This is a genomic window from Sphingobium limneticum (genome assembly GCF_008710165.1).
GTDB lineage: Bacteria > Pseudomonadota > Alphaproteobacteria > Sphingomonadales > Sphingomonadaceae > Sphingobium > Sphingobium limneticum.
Window position 1 is genome coordinate 386091 of sequence record NZ_VYQA01000002.1, and the last position, 12620, is coordinate 398710.

The 12620-nt window shown below is 63.9% G+C and carries 14 protein-coding genes and 1 tRNA gene; 10 read left to right on the plus strand and 5 right to left on the minus strand.

The window, feature by feature from the left end:
- Window positions 1-5 precede the first annotated feature (5 nt).
- The 5 genes from cyoC to F4U95_RS03980 are packed head-to-tail and all read left to right on the plus strand — an operon-like array spanning window position 6 to window position 3657.
- The gene (cyoC, locus tag F4U95_RS03960) at window positions 6-629 is read left to right on the plus strand and encodes a cytochrome o ubiquinol oxidase subunit III (RefSeq protein WP_120249533.1); all 624 of its coding nucleotides are present in this window, start codon (window positions 6-8) and stop codon (window positions 627-629) included.
- The gene (gene cyoD / locus F4U95_RS03965; protein WP_120249532.1) at window positions 626-1072 is read left to right on the plus strand and encodes a cytochrome o ubiquinol oxidase subunit IV; all 447 of its coding nucleotides are present in this window, start codon (window positions 626-628) and stop codon (window positions 1070-1072) included. The genes cyoC and cyoD overlap by 4 nt, the downstream gene beginning before the upstream one ends.
- Window positions 1069-1788, plus strand: coding sequence for an SURF1 family protein (locus tag F4U95_RS03970; RefSeq protein WP_150424652.1), 720 nt, complete (start codon window positions 1069-1071; stop codon window positions 1786-1788). The genes cyoD and F4U95_RS03970 overlap by 4 nt, the downstream gene beginning before the upstream one ends.
- A complete protein-coding gene (locus tag F4U95_RS03975; protein ID WP_150424653.1) occupies window positions 1785-3134 on the plus strand; it encodes an ATP-binding protein in 1350 nt (449 codons plus the stop codon). The genes F4U95_RS03970 and F4U95_RS03975 overlap by 4 nt, the downstream gene beginning before the upstream one ends.
- Window positions 3124-3657, plus strand: coding sequence for a response regulator transcription factor (locus F4U95_RS03980; RefSeq protein ID WP_150424654.1), 534 nt, complete (start codon window positions 3124-3126; stop codon window positions 3655-3657). The genes F4U95_RS03975 and F4U95_RS03980 overlap by 11 nt, the downstream gene beginning before the upstream one ends.
- Before the next feature lie 21 nt (window positions 3658-3678).
- On the opposite strand, the gene F4U95_RS03985 is transcribed toward F4U95_RS03980, so the two are convergent.
- Together F4U95_RS03985 and F4U95_RS03990 are read right to left on the minus strand one after the other, a co-directional pair.
- A tRNA-Gly gene (locus tag F4U95_RS03985) sits at window positions 3679-3752 on the minus strand.
- A gap of 46 nt (window positions 3753-3798) precedes the next feature.
- Window positions 3799-4710: a sugar kinase gene (locus F4U95_RS03990; RefSeq protein WP_150424655.1), complete on the minus strand. Its 912-nt coding sequence runs from the start codon at window positions 4708-4710 to the stop codon at window positions 3799-3801.
- Between the two features lie 167 nt (window positions 4711-4877).
- Here F4U95_RS03990 and F4U95_RS03995 point away from each other — a divergent pair, with 167 nt between their 5' ends.
- Window positions 4878-6842: a hybrid sensor histidine kinase/response regulator gene (locus tag F4U95_RS03995; RefSeq protein ID WP_150424779.1), complete on the plus strand. Its 1965-nt coding sequence runs from the start codon at window positions 4878-4880 to the stop codon at window positions 6840-6842.
- Window positions 6843-6939: 97 nt separating this feature from the next.
- Window positions 6940-7869: an alpha/beta fold hydrolase gene (locus F4U95_RS04000; RefSeq protein WP_150424656.1), complete on the plus strand. Its 930-nt coding sequence runs from the start codon at window positions 6940-6942 to the stop codon at window positions 7867-7869.
- Here F4U95_RS04000 and F4U95_RS04005 read toward each other — a convergent pair.
- Window positions 7825-8757 (minus strand): NAD(P)H-dependent flavin oxidoreductase, encoded by a 933-nt coding sequence (locus tag F4U95_RS04005; RefSeq protein ID WP_150424657.1) that lies wholly within the window; start codon window positions 8755-8757, stop codon window positions 7825-7827. The two genes, F4U95_RS04000 and F4U95_RS04005, sit on opposite strands and share 45 nt — an antisense overlap.
- A gap of 139 nt (window positions 8758-8896) precedes the next feature.
- On the opposite strand from F4U95_RS04005, the gene F4U95_RS04010 reads away from it, so the two are divergent.
- Complete coding sequence (locus F4U95_RS04010) at window positions 8897-9955, plus strand: hypothetical protein (RefSeq protein ID WP_150424658.1); 1059 nt, start codon at window positions 8897-8899, stop codon at window positions 9953-9955.
- 95 nt (window positions 9956-10050) lie between these two features.
- Complete coding sequence (locus F4U95_RS25340; protein WP_281347226.1) at window positions 10051-10182, plus strand: hypothetical protein; 132 nt, start codon at window positions 10051-10053, stop codon at window positions 10180-10182.
- Window positions 10183-10604: 422 nt separating this feature from the next.
- Here the strand turns inward: F4U95_RS25340 and F4U95_RS04015 are convergent, their stop codons facing one another.
- A complete protein-coding gene (locus F4U95_RS04015; protein WP_120249474.1) occupies window positions 10605-10946 on the minus strand; it encodes a DUF2794 domain-containing protein in 342 nt (113 codons plus the stop codon).
- Complete coding sequence (gene epsC / locus F4U95_RS04020; RefSeq protein WP_150424659.1) at window positions 10946-11653, minus strand: serine O-acetyltransferase EpsC; 708 nt, start codon at window positions 11651-11653, stop codon at window positions 10946-10948. The genes F4U95_RS04015 and epsC overlap by 1 nt, the downstream gene beginning before the upstream one ends.
- Window positions 11654-11833: 180 nt before the next feature.
- Between epsC and F4U95_RS04025 the strand changes: the two genes are divergently transcribed.
- Window positions 11834-12607, plus strand: a complete 774-nt coding sequence (locus F4U95_RS04025) for a sulfite exporter TauE/SafE family protein (RefSeq protein WP_150424660.1) — start codon at window positions 11834-11836, stop codon at window positions 12605-12607.
- Window positions 12608-12620: the final 13 nt, after the last annotated feature.

A 12620-nucleotide genomic window follows, 5' to 3' on the forward strand; every position in this document is an offset into this window, starting at 1 on the left:
CTGACATGAGCAGCGCAACTGCAACCACGGAACCTCGGGCATATCATCTGCCCGAGGAACCGCACCTCCACGAAGGCCACAGCACCATGCTGGGCTTCTGGATGTACCTGATGAGCGATTGCCTCATCTTCGCCATCCTGTTCGCCACCTATGCCGTGCTGGGCGGCAATTTCGCCGGCGGCCCCGGCCCCAAGGATCTGTTCGACCTGCCGCTCATCGCGATCAACACCGCGATGCTGCTCTTCTCGTCGATCACCTATGGCTTCGCCATGCTGGCGATGGAAAAGAACAAGGTCAGCGCCACCCAGGGCTGGCTGTTCGTCACGCTGCTGTTCGGCGGGGCGTTCCTGTTCATCGAACTCTACGAATTCTCGCACCTCATCCATGAAGGCGCGGGTCCGGGACGTTCGGCCTTCCTGTCGGCCTTCTTCACGCTGGTCGGCACGCATGGTCTGCACGTCACCTTCGGTTCGATCTGGCTCATCACGCTGATGGTACAGGTCGCCAAGAAGGGGCTTATCCCCGCCAACAAGCGCCGTCTGCTGTGCCTTTCCATGTTCTGGCACTTCCTCGACGTCATCTGGATCGGCGTCTTCACCTTTGTCTATCTGATGGGAGTCCTGCGGTGAGCGACGCTGTCCATCCCCACGACGCCCATGGCCATGGGCATCATGACGATCATCATGAAGAAGGCGCCCATGGCACTTTCGGCAGCTATATGATCGGTTTCGGCCTGTCGGTAATCCTGACGGCCATCCCCTTCTGGCTGGTGATGTCCGGCGTGCTGGGCGACCCCAAGCTGACCGGCATCGTCATCGTCGCCTTCGCGGCGGTGCAGGTGATCGTGCACATGATCTACTTCCTGCACATGAACACCCGCGTCGAAGGCGGCTGGTCGTTCATGGCGATGGCGCTGACGCTGGTGCTGGTCGTCATCGTTCTGGCCGGTTCGACCTGGGTCATGTATCATATGAACAACAATATGATGCCGCATGCGGACATGGATATGACCGGCGAAATGAACGCCGGCCACGACATGTCAACCATGGCGAACATGAGCGAAATGCCGTGACAACGGCGAACACCGGGGGGCGTGGCAAACGCTCCCCGGCATTCACGATCGGCCTGACGCTGATCGCCCTGATCCTGTTTTCCGGCTTTGGCGCGCTGGGCGCCTGGCAGATCCAGCGCCTTGGCTGGAAGCGCGACCTGATCGCCCGTGTCGATGCCCGCATCCACGCCGCGCCGGTCCCCGCCCCCATCACGGCCACCAAAGCCGACGAATATCGCCGCGTCACCCTGACGGGCACATTCCTGTACGATAAGGCCGCCCTGACGCAGGCCGTCACCGTGCGTGGACCCGGCTTCTGGCTGATGACGCCACTGCGCGCCGCCGACGGTGCCGTCACCCTTATCAATCGTGGCTTCGTGCCCAGCCGCACCGCATCCTATGAGCGGCCGCAGGGCAAAGTGCAGGTCACAGGTCTGCTGCGCCTTACCGAGCCCAATGGCGGCTTCCTGCGCAGCAACGATCCTGCCGCCGACCGTTGGCATTCCCGCGACGTCGCCGCCATCGCACAGGCGCGCAACCTCGGCAGCACACGCCCCTATTTCATCGATGCGCAGCGCGGCCCCTCCCCCACTGCCCTGCCGATCGGCGGCCTGACCGTCGTCAGCTTCCCCAACAATCATCTGCAATATGCCATCACCTGGTTCGCGCTGGCGGCGATGACGCTGGGCGCCTATATGCTGGTCATGCGCCAGACTGGAAAAGATCGCCGGGAATGACCGCGCCGTCCGCCAGACGCAGGCGCTGGCTGCCCGGCCGGTGGCCCGCCGATGCAGCCGGGCGGCGCAACATGGTGCTGCTGGTGCAATTGCGCTGGATCGCCATTGCCGGCCAGATCGCGACGATCGGCCTCGTCCATTTCGGCATGGACATTCATCTGCCGATCGCCTCCATGCTGGTCGTGCCGTGCATCGCCACCGCCATGAACGCCGGCAGCCTCATGGTGCTACGGCGGCGCACCGACATCACCCATGCCGAACTATTTCTGGCGCTGCTGTTCGACGTGTTCGCGCTCACCACGCAGCTCTATCTCAGCGGCGGCGCGACCAATCCGTTCGTCTCGCTCTATCTGGTGCAGGTCGCGCTGGGCGCCATGCTGCTGCATCGCTGGAGTGCCTGGGGTATCGTCGTGGTGTCCACGCTCTGTGCCGCGATGCTTGCCTTCATCTACCGACCGCTCGATCTCAACGAAGCGCTGGAAGGCCATTTGTTCGACCTGCACATCGTCGGCACATGGGTCTGCATCACCATGATCGCGGTGCTGCTGGTGCTGTTCATGACGCGCGTGAACCAGAATCTGCAACAGCGCGAAGCCTATCTGGCGCAGTTGCGGCAGCAGGCGGTGGAGGAAGAACATATCGTCCGCATGGGCCTGCTCGCATCGGGCGCCGCGCATGAACTGGGCACCCCCCTCGCCCAGTTGGCCGTGGTGCTGGGCGACTGGCGGCACATGCGGGAAATCAAGGCGCATCCTGCGCTGGTCGAGGAAGTGGGCGAGATGGAGGCGGCGGTCAAACGCTGCAAGACGATCCTGACCGGCATCCTGATGTCGGCGGGCGAAGCGCGCGGCGAGGCGCCGGAAGTCACCAATGTCCGCGACTTCATCGACATCATCGCGCGCGACTGGCGCAATGCCAATCCCGGCATGCCGCTACGCTGCGACTTTGGCCCGCACAGCTATCCCCGCATCATCGCCGACCCGGTGATCCGCCAGGCCGTCACCAACCTGCTCGACAATGCGCGGGAGGCCGGCGCCAGCTATATCAACATCATGGTCAGCCGCGACAGCCAATGGCTCCACATCGCCGTGCGCGACAATGGCCGGGGATTCGATCCGGCGATGCTGGCCGATGTCGGCAAGCCCTACCGATCGAGCAAGGGCAAGCAGGGCGGCGGCCTGGGCCTCTTCCTGGTGGTCAATGTCGTGCGCAAGCTGGGCGGGCGGGTCGATGCCAGCAACGGCGCGGATGGCGGCGCGATGGTCCAGTTGCGGCTGCCCCTCGACACGTTGGCCATGGAGGAGGAAGAGGAGACTCTTCAGGAGGAGACGGGCGATGACGCATGACCGGCAATTGCTGATCGTCGAGGATGACGAGAGTTTTGCCCGTACCCTCAAACGCTCCTTCGAGCGGCGCGACTATGACGTGCTGCTCGCCGATAGTCTGGAAACAGTGATCGCGGTGCTCGCCGAGCATCGGCCGGGCTTTGCCGTGGTCGATCTGAAGCTCGGGCCGCAATCCGGCCTCGCCTGCGTCCAGGCGCTCCATGCGCATGATCCCGCAATGCTGATCGTCGTGCTGACCGGGTTCGCCAGCATCGCCACCGCGGTCGAGGCCATCAAGCTGGGCGCGACCAACTATCTGGCCAAGCCGTCCAACACCGACGATATCGAAGCAGCCTTCGCCCGCGCGGGCGGCGATCCCGCCACGCCCCTTGCGCCCCGACCGACGTCGATCAAGACGCTGGAATGGGAACATATCCACGAAGTGCTGAAGGATAGCGATTTCAACATTTCCGAAGCCGCACGGCGACTGGGCATGCACCGCCGCACCCTGGCCCGCAAATTGGCCAAGCGGCAGGTCGGCTGATCTTCAACGCTGTTGCAAATCTGGAGCGGGTGAGGGGAATCGAACCCCCGTCGTCAGCTTGGGAAGCTGCTGCTCTACCATTGAGCTACACCCGCGTCTGACCCGCCCATGGCGCAAGCCATGGGCCGCTGTCAACTCGGATCAGCCGTATGGCGCGTCGGCGTCGCGCGCCGGGATCGCACCGCGCCGGCCGATATTCCATCCCGCCAGCCGGTGCCCGGCCAATGCCGCATCGCGCGGACTGGCGCCGGCAAGACGCGCATGGAGATAGCCGCCGTTGAAGGCATCGCCCGCGCCGCTCGAATCGATCACATCGACACGCTGCGGGATTGCGACGACCTCGCCCGCCACCAGGCAGCCGTCGCCGCCCAGCTTGACGACGACATCCTTGCCTTCGCCCGCGCCCCAGCGCGTGGCCGCATCCAGCGCATCGTCCGCCTCCCCCATCTCGACCTCGTCGGCCAGGGTCGGCAATCCCATGTCGCTGACCGTGATCGCCCGGTCGCGCCAGTGGCGCGCGGTCGCGGCATCGTTCCAGAGGCGCGCGCGATAATTGCCGTCGAAGGCGATCTTGCCGCCATGGGCGCGCACCTGCGCGCACAGGTCCAGCAATGCCTCCCGCCCGGCGTCGGGCAGGATCGCCAGTGTGATGAGCGAAAAATAAAGCAGGTCGGATTGCGCCGCCTTCGCCACCATGGCTGCGCTTTCATGGAATTCGAACATGCGCCGCGCCGCCGCTTCGCTGCGCCAATAATGGAAGCTGCGCTCGCCGGTCGCATCCGTCTCGATCGCGTAGAGGCCGGGCAGACGGCCCTGCGCCGCGATCACCAGCGACGTATCGACGCCCTCGGCCTCCCACTGGCCTAGCAGCTGGGCGCTCATGGGGTCGGCACCCAAGGCGCTGGCAAGACGCACCCGATCGCCCGCCCGGGCGAGGTGGATGGCGGTATTGATGACGTCGCCGCCATAGCGCAGGTTCCAGCCGTCGCCTTCGCTCCGGCTCAACTCCAGCATCGCTTCCCCAATGACCGTGATCGTCGCCTTCGTCGCCATGCCTGCTCCGCTCCCAATTTGAGCGGGCTTGGTGGTCAGAGCGGCGCGCCAAGTCAAGGGGTCAGACGTGATCCGCGCGTCCATCGCGTCACGGAACGTTTGCACATGATCGCCGTTTTGCCGAAGGCAAAGGTGCAGCATCCGCTCGCGCCTGATTCGGGGACATGATGATTACCGCCTCCAACCATGAATCGGGCAACCGCTTCGAACTGCTGGTTCAAAGCGTGACGGACTATGCCATTTTCATGCTCGACCCCGACGGCATCGTCGCCAGCTGGAATACGGGCGCTCGCCGCTTCAAGGGATATGAGGCCGACGAGATTATCGGGCAGCATTTCTCGCGATTCTATACGGCGGAGGAGCAGGCTGCAGGCATCCCTGCCATCGCGCTGCTGACCGCGCAGCAGGAAGGCCGGTTCGAGGCCGAAGGCTGGCGCATCCGCAAGGATGGCGGGCGTTTTTGGGCCAATGTGGTGATCGATCCGATTCTGGCGCCCGACGGGCAGTTGCTGGGCTTTGCCAAGGTCACGCGCGACCTGACCGAACGACGTGCTGCGCAGGAGGCCTTGCGCGAAAGCGAAGAACGCTTCCGGCTGCTGGTGCAAAGCGTGACCGATTACGCCATCTACATGATCGACCCCGTCGGTACGATCACCAGCTGGAACATGGGCGCCCAGCGATTCAAGGGATATGACGCAGACGAAATCCTGGGTCAGAATTTCGCCCGCTTCTACAGCGAGGAGGACAGGCTGGCCGGCCTCCCGTCCCGCGCGCTGCATACCGCCGAAACGGACGGCCGGTTCGAGGCGGAGGGATGGCGCATCCGCAAGGACGGGTCCCGCTTCTGGGCCAATGTGGTGATCGACCCGATCCGTACGCCCGACGGGCAACTGTTGGGCTTTGCCAAGATCACCCGCGACTTGACCGAGCGGCGCGAAACGCAGCACGCGCTGGACGAAGCCCGCGACGCCATCGTCCAGACGCAGAAGATGGACGCGATCGGCAAACTCACTGGTGGCGTGGCGCATGATTTCAACAATTTGCTGGCGGTGATCGTCGGCAGCCTGGACCTGGCGCGACAGCGGCTGGCGAGCGGCGGCGACATCAGCCGCTATCTCGACAATGCGATGACGGCGGCGGATCGTGGCGCGACGCTGACGCAGCGCATGCTGGCCTTTGCCCGCAAGCAGGAGCTCAAGCTGCAAAGCGTCGATTGCATCGCGCTGGTACAGGGCATGGCCGAACTGTTCCGCACTACGCTGGGCGCTTCGGTCGTCATCGAAACCCGTTTTCCGTTGGCGATGCCTGCTGCCCATGCCGATGCGGCGCAACTGGAACTCGCGCTGCTGAACCTGGCGGTCAATGCGCGCGACGCCATGCCCAATGGCGGACGCATCACCGTGGAGGCGACGGAAATCGTCGTTGCACAGGATGAGCGGCCCGATCTGGGTGCCGGCACCTATATCCGCCTGTCCATGATGGATGAAGGCGAAGGCATGGATGCCGCGACGCTGGAGCGGGCGCGCGAGCCCTTTTTCACCACCAAGGGCGTGGGCAAGGGCACTGGCCTTGGCCTGTCGATGGTCCATGGCTTCGCGCAGCAATGCGGCGGATCGCTGAGCCTGAAGAGCGAGCCGGGTGCAGGCACCACCGTGTCCCTGTGGCTGCCCGTGGCGTGGAGCGACGCGGATGCCCTGCCCATCGTCCAGTCGGGCGACACGGGCATAGCGGGCGATAGGCCGCTGGTCATATTGGCGGTGGACGACGACCATCTGGTGCTGACGAATACGGCGGGCATGCTGGAAGAATTGGGCCATACGGTCTTTCAGGCCTCGTCCGGCATGGATGCGCTGCGCCTGCTGGAACAGGGGCGGGTAAACCTGATCGTGACGGACCATGCGATGCCGGGCATGACCGGTGCGCAACTGGCCGACAGCATAGAGGAAAAATGGCCGGGCCTGCCGGTCATCGTCATCACCGGCTTTGCCGAATTGCCGCCGCACGCCTCCCGCCGTCCGCGACTGGACAAGCCGTTCCGGCAGGCCGAACTGGCCCGGATCGTCGCCACGACCATGCGCGCATCGTCCATGGAGGCCGATCCGGTTGCAAATATAATACTTCGCGACTGCTAAGGCAGTTTTTCAGAAATCGAACCGAAATAGTGGAAAAGCGGCATTTTTTCGTCGCTCTTTGCTTGCAACATCGGCGCAGTTCGCCAATGGGGTCTTTATGCTGGACCGCACGGACATATCGCCCGCCCCGACGCCGACTTCGCATTTCTTCACGTCGTTGCGGACCCGGTTGCATTATCTCGACTGGGGGAATCCATCCGCGCCCACGCTGATCCTGGTGCATGGCGGGTTCGACCATGCGCGCAGCTGGGACTGGACGGCGCGGGCGCTGTCGCGGGATTATCATGTCATCACGCCGGATCTGCGGGGCCATGGCGACAGCGGATGGTCGCCGGACGGTTCGTACATGATGGGCAATTTCATCTACGACCTCGCGCAATTGGTGGACCTTCTCGATCGGCCGCCGGTCACGATCGTCGGCCATTCGCTGGGCGGCGCCATCAGCCTTCGCTATGCCGGCCTCTTCCCCGACAAACTGCGCAAGCTGGTCGCGATCGAAGGGCTGGGCCTGTCGCCGGGCCGGTTGCAGGAAAAGGCGGAGCAGCCCGCCCCCGACGTCTGGCGCGCCTGGATCGACGGGCGCCGCGCGCGCGCGCGCACGATGCCGCGTCGTTACCCCACCATAGAAGCCGCGATCGGGCGCATGCGCGAACGCAACGAGCATCTGACGGTGGAGCAGGCACTCCATCTGACCAGCCATGGCGTCAACCGGAACGAGGATGGCAGCTATAGCTGGAAATTCGATCCTTATCTCAAAGGGTTGGCGCCGCAAGCAGGTGCGGATGATGAACTGCCCGCTTTCTGGCAGCGCATCACCTGCCCCACTTTGCTGTGCCTGGGCAGCGACAGTTGGGCGTCCAACCCGGAAAAGGACGGGCGCATTCAGCATTTCGCCGACGCCCGGCTGGTCGAGTTCGCCGATGCCGGCCATTGGCTGCACCATGACCAGTTCGATCGTTTCATCGGCGAACTGCGCAGCTTCCTAAAGGGTGAAGCCGGCGATAGCCGCACGGTAGTCCGCCTTTAACCCGGCGATGAAATCGGCGGTCGGCTGCACCTTGTCGACCGCGCCGATACCCTGACCACAACCCCAGACGTCGCGCCACGCCTTCTTGTCGCCGCCAGTCATCGCGGCGAAATCCATGTCCTTCGCCTTGGGCAGCGCATCGGGGTCCAGCCCCGAGGCGACGATGCTGGGGCGCAGATAATTGCCGTTCACCCCGGTGAAGACGTCGGAATAGACGATGTCGGCGGCATGGCTGTCCACGATCATCTGCTTGTAGGCGGGATCGGCATTCGCCTCTGTCGTGGCGATGAAGGGGGAACCCATATAGCCAAGGTCGGCGCCCATCATCCGCGCCGCCGCAATGGCCCGGCCGGTGGCGATGGAGCCGGACAGGGCCAGCGGCCCGTCGAACCATTGGCGAATTTCCTGGATCAGCGCGAAGGGCGACAGGGTGCCGGCATGACCACCCGCCCCGGCCGCGACCGCGATCAATCCGTCCGCGCCCTTCTCTATCGCCTTGCGGGCAAAGCGGTCGTCGATCACATCGTGCAGGACGATGCCGCCATAGCTGTGGATCGCCTGGTTCACATCCTCCCGCGCGCCAAGCGAGGTGATGACGATCGGCACCTTATAGTGCACGCAAAGCGCCAGATCCTCCTCCAGCCGGGCATTGGTGCGGTGGACAATCAGGTTGACGGCGAAGGGCGCGTCGGCATCGGTCAGTTCGGCCTGCAACTGCTGCAACCACGCCTCGAACAGGCCGGACGGCCGCGCGTTGAGCGAGGGGAAGGCACCGACGATACCGGCGCGGCATTGCGCCATGACGAGCGCGGGCTGCGAGATGATGAACATCGGCGATCCGATCAGCGGCAGCGCCAGGCGCCCCTCCAGCAATGTCGGCAGGGTCATGAACCAATGTCTCCTCTCTTCTATCTTCCCCGGCGCTAACACTGGTCGCGCCGGGGAAAAAGGCCAAAATATACTGTATTGATGTATTAATACAGCAATGCTAAAATCCCCTTATGCGAACAGGCTGAGGAGCCGGACGATGTATAGCGAAAGCGATTTACAGGATGCCGTAGCGGCGGGTGCCATCCGCCCCGAAGTGGCGCAGGCATTGCGCGATCATGTGGCGGGGCTGCGCGCCACGCCGCTGGTCGATGAAGAACATTTCCGGCTGCTGACCGGCTTCAACGATATCTTCGTGTCGATCGCCAGCGTCATCCTGTTGCTGGCGGTCGGCTGGCTGGGCAATGCCCTGCGATTCGGGGCGCCGGAGCATCAGCCGGTCTTCATGTCCGGCCTGCTGATCGCGGCCGTCAGTTGGGGCCTGGCCGAATATTTCACCCGGACACGGCGCATGGCGCTGCCCTCCATCCTGCTGCTGATCGCCTTCGTCGGCGGGGCCGCCTTTGCCGTGGGCGCGATCGGCATCCAGATGTTTCCGCGTGCGGGCGACAGCCTCGGCTCGTTGATCCTGTGCCTCGCGGCGGCAGCGGGCGCGCTGGCCGCATGGCTGCACTGGCGCCGCTTCATGGTGCCGATCACCGTCGCGGTCGGCGCCGCAGCGGCGGCAGGCGTGGGCGTGACGCTGATATTGGCGGCGGTGCCCGGTAACGGCACCCTGCCCTTTCTGCTGTTGCTGGCAGCCGGCCTCGCCATCTTCGCACTCGCCATGTGGTGGGACATGAGCGACCGGGCACGCACCACGCGCCGGTCCGACGTCGCCTTCTGGCTGCATCTGGCCGCTGCGCCTATGATCGCCCATTCGCTCTTCCATCTGCTGGGCGTGCTGGATAGCGATCAGATCAGCGTCGGCCGCGCGGTGCTGGTGGTCGCGCTCTATGTCGCCTTCGGCCTCGTTGCGCTGGCGATCGACCGGCGGGCGCTGCTGGTGTCCAGCCTCGCCTATGTGCTCTTCGCCCTCTACGCCCTGTTCCGGCAGGCGGGTGCGGTCGAATTGTCCTGGGCGCTGACGGCGCTGGTGATCGGATCGGCACTGCTGCTGCTCTCGGCCCTGTGGCACCATGCCCGCGCCTGGATCGTCCATGGCCTGCCGGATGCGGTGACGCAGCGCCTGCCCTATCTGGACCGGGCGGCGGCGTAAGAGGGCGTACAGGGTCATAGCAAAGTCACCATCGGGTCAGGCCAGCGAAGTTCACACCGTCGCTGGCCTGTTGTTTTGGGCCTTTTGCGCCGGCCATGCGACGCCAAAGCAGCGGCGACGCGCCACCCATGCGCCGTCAGAGCGCCACTTCGATCATGGATGCGCGCCTGTCGGGTCACGCCGACGCGCCACCGACGCGCCGGGCGGGTCATCATGGAGGGGCGTGAAAGACGGATGTTAAGCGCGCTCATCCGACAGGATAGATCAAAGATTATCCTACATTGGAAGGATGATGTGGGACACCCTTCTCCCCAGGAGGGAGAAGGATACGAAGCCTTACCGCGTAGCGGTTAGGCGGAGTTGGATGAGGGGGATGGCGCGAGGTCAGATGGCTCTTGTGAGGCTGGCCCCCTCACCCAGCTTCGACTAGGCAGCAAGCTGCCAAGTCTGCGCAGCCCTCTCCCTCAAGGGAGAGGGGTAAGAAGATGGCTGCTCCTAACCACAAACTGCCCTGACCTGCGTCGTCACCCTGAACTTGTTTCAGGGTCCATTTCTCCGCACAGAGCAATGGTTTTTTGGGCTTGATGGATGATGAAACAAGTTCAGCATGACGAATGATTAACGGCAAGAAACCACCCTTCCCCGCCCCTCAATCCTCGACGATCCGCAGCAGCTTGCGTTCGACCGGCGCCAGTACGCCCTGCAATTCCTGGCCGCGCTTCAATATCTGGCCGCCTTCGCCGACCAGCGTCCACATGCCCTGTCGGTTACGCAGGGCCGGTCGCTTTTCGATGCGATATTCGGGGCGTTCGGCGGCGCGGCGGAAGGCGCTGAAGATCGCGGCTTCGCGGCCCATGTCCATCGCATAGTCGCGCCAGTGGCCGGCCGATACCATGCGGCCGTACAGATCCATGATCCGTTGCAATTCCAGCCGGTCGAACCCGACCTGGCTGGCCGCCCCATGCTGTGGAAACGGCGTCACATTCGTCATCAGGCCCGGTCACGCTCCCTGAACAGCCGCACGTCGCTGCTCACATCCTGTCTTTCGGCCATCAGTTCGGCAAGCCTCTTCTGCAACTGCTCGACTTCGCACTGGAGCAGTTCCAGCTTCTGCTTTTCCGGGTCGAAACAGTCGGTGCAGGGCGTGCCATAAGGCATGAAGTCGCGCTGATAGGCGGTAACGTCCACCAGCATCGCGCGGGCGGGGATGCCCACCATGGTCGCGGCTTCGGCCACATCCTTCGTCACGACCGCATTGGCGCCGACCCGCGCACGGGCGCCGACCTGAATAGGCCCTAGCACCTGCGCGCCGGAACCCACGATCACGCCGTCATGCAAGGTCGGATGACGCTTGCCGGCGATGCCGTTGGCCGGATCGGTGCCGCCCAGCGTGACATTCTGATAGAGGGTGACGTCGTCGCCGATCTCCGCCGTCTCGCCGATCACGGTGAAGCCATGGTCGATGAAGAAGCGCTTGCCGATCTTTGCGCCGGGATGAATGTCGTTGCCGGTCAGGAAGCGCGACAGATGATTGACCGCACGAGCGAGGAAGAAGAGATCGGCGCGGTAGAGGCGATGCGCCACGCGATGGAAGGCGAGCGACCAGACGCCGGGGTAAAGCAGGATTTCGGCACGGGACCGGGGCGCGGGATCGCGGCTTTTGACCGAATCCAGATAGGCAATGAGGTTGCGCACCATCGAACGTCCCTGATCGTTTCAACCGTTGTTATGAGCAACGCATATAAGGGAATGAGCCGGTCTTTTCCAGATGGCGACATCGCGCCCGCTTTTTAGCAATAAATAGAAACTTGCTTGGCCGTTCAGGATATTCCAATCATGAGAGTAGACAATTAGACATGACGGCATGAAGGGTATCGGATGATCGACACATTGGTCGCCAATTTCAGCGACATCTGGCCCTTCATCCTGGTCGGGTTCGGCGCGCAGGTGATCGATGGCGCGCTGGGCATGGCCTATGGCGTCATCTCCAGCACGTTGTTGCTGACTTTGGGCGTGCCGCCCAGCCGCGCATCGGCCAGCGTCCATGTCGCCGAAACCTTCACCACCGGCGTGTCGGCGATCAGCCATATCCTGCACCGCAATGTCGACTGGAAGCTGTTTTCCAAGCTGATCATTCCCGGCGTCATCGGCGGCGTAACCGGCGCCTATGTGTTGTCGAACATCGACGGCGCGGTCGTGAAGCCGCTGGTGCAAATCTATCTGGCGTCGATCGGCCTCTACCTCATCTGGCGCGGATTCCACCTGCCGCCCAAGCCGCGCGATCCCAAATGGGTGACGCCGCTGGGGCTGGTCGGCGGCTTCATGGATGCGTCTGGCGGTGGCGGCTGGGGACCGGTGGTGACGTCCAACCTGCTGCTGCAAGGGTCCAGCCCGCGCCACACGATCGGCACGGTCAATACCGTCGAATTCATCCTGACCACTGCGATCAGCCTGACCTTCCTGCTGCATCTGGGCTGGGAAGCCTTTACCACCTATACGCTGGGCCTGCTGATCGGCGGCGTGGTGGCCGCGCCCTTCGGCGCGATGCTGGCGCGCCGTGTCGCGCCGCGCACATTATTTTCGGCGGTGGGCGTGGTGTTGACGCTGACGTCGATATTCGGCGTGGTTAAATGGCTTGGACTTATCGGCTGAGCCTCTTATATTC

What these genes read in the sequence shown, in the direction of transcription:
- cyoC (WP_120249533.1), top strand. Translation starts at nt 6, where the DNA reads ATGAGCAGCGCAACTGCAACCACGGAACCTCGGGCATATCATCTGCCC.
- F4U95_RS03975 (WP_150424653.1), top strand. Translation starts at nt 1,785, where the DNA reads ATGACCGCGCCGTCCGCCAGACGCAGGCGCTGGCTGCCCGGCCGGTGG.
- F4U95_RS03980 (WP_150424654.1), top strand. Translation starts at nt 3,124, where the DNA reads ATGACGCATGACCGGCAATTGCTGATCGTCGAGGATGACGAGAGTTTT.
- F4U95_RS03990 (WP_150424655.1), bottom strand. Translation starts at nt 4,710, where the DNA reads ATGGCGACGAAGGCGACGATCACGGTCATTGGGGAAGCGATGCTGGAG.
- F4U95_RS03995 (WP_150424779.1), top strand. Translation starts at nt 4,878, where the DNA reads ATGATTACCGCCTCCAACCATGAATCGGGCAACCGCTTCGAACTGCTG.
- F4U95_RS04000 (WP_150424656.1), top strand. Translation starts at nt 6,940, where the DNA reads ATGCTGGACCGCACGGACATATCGCCCGCCCCGACGCCGACTTCGCAT.
- F4U95_RS04005 (WP_150424657.1), bottom strand. Translation starts at nt 8,757, where the DNA reads ATGACCCTGCCGACATTGCTGGAGGGGCGCCTGGCGCTGCCGCTGATC.
- F4U95_RS04010 (WP_150424658.1), top strand. Translation starts at nt 8,897, where the DNA reads ATGTATAGCGAAAGCGATTTACAGGATGCCGTAGCGGCGGGTGCCATC.
- F4U95_RS25340 (WP_281347226.1), top strand. Translation starts at nt 10,051, where the DNA reads ATGCGACGCCAAAGCAGCGGCGACGCGCCACCCATGCGCCGTCAGAGC.
- F4U95_RS04015 (WP_120249474.1), bottom strand. Translation starts at nt 10,946, where the DNA reads ATGACGAATGTGACGCCGTTTCCACAGCATGGGGCGGCCAGCCAGGTC.
- epsC (WP_150424659.1), bottom strand. Translation starts at nt 11,653, where the DNA reads ATGGTGCGCAACCTCATTGCCTATCTGGATTCGGTCAAAAGCCGCGAT.
- F4U95_RS04025 (WP_150424660.1), top strand. Translation starts at nt 11,834, where the DNA reads ATGATCGACACATTGGTCGCCAATTTCAGCGACATCTGGCCCTTCATC.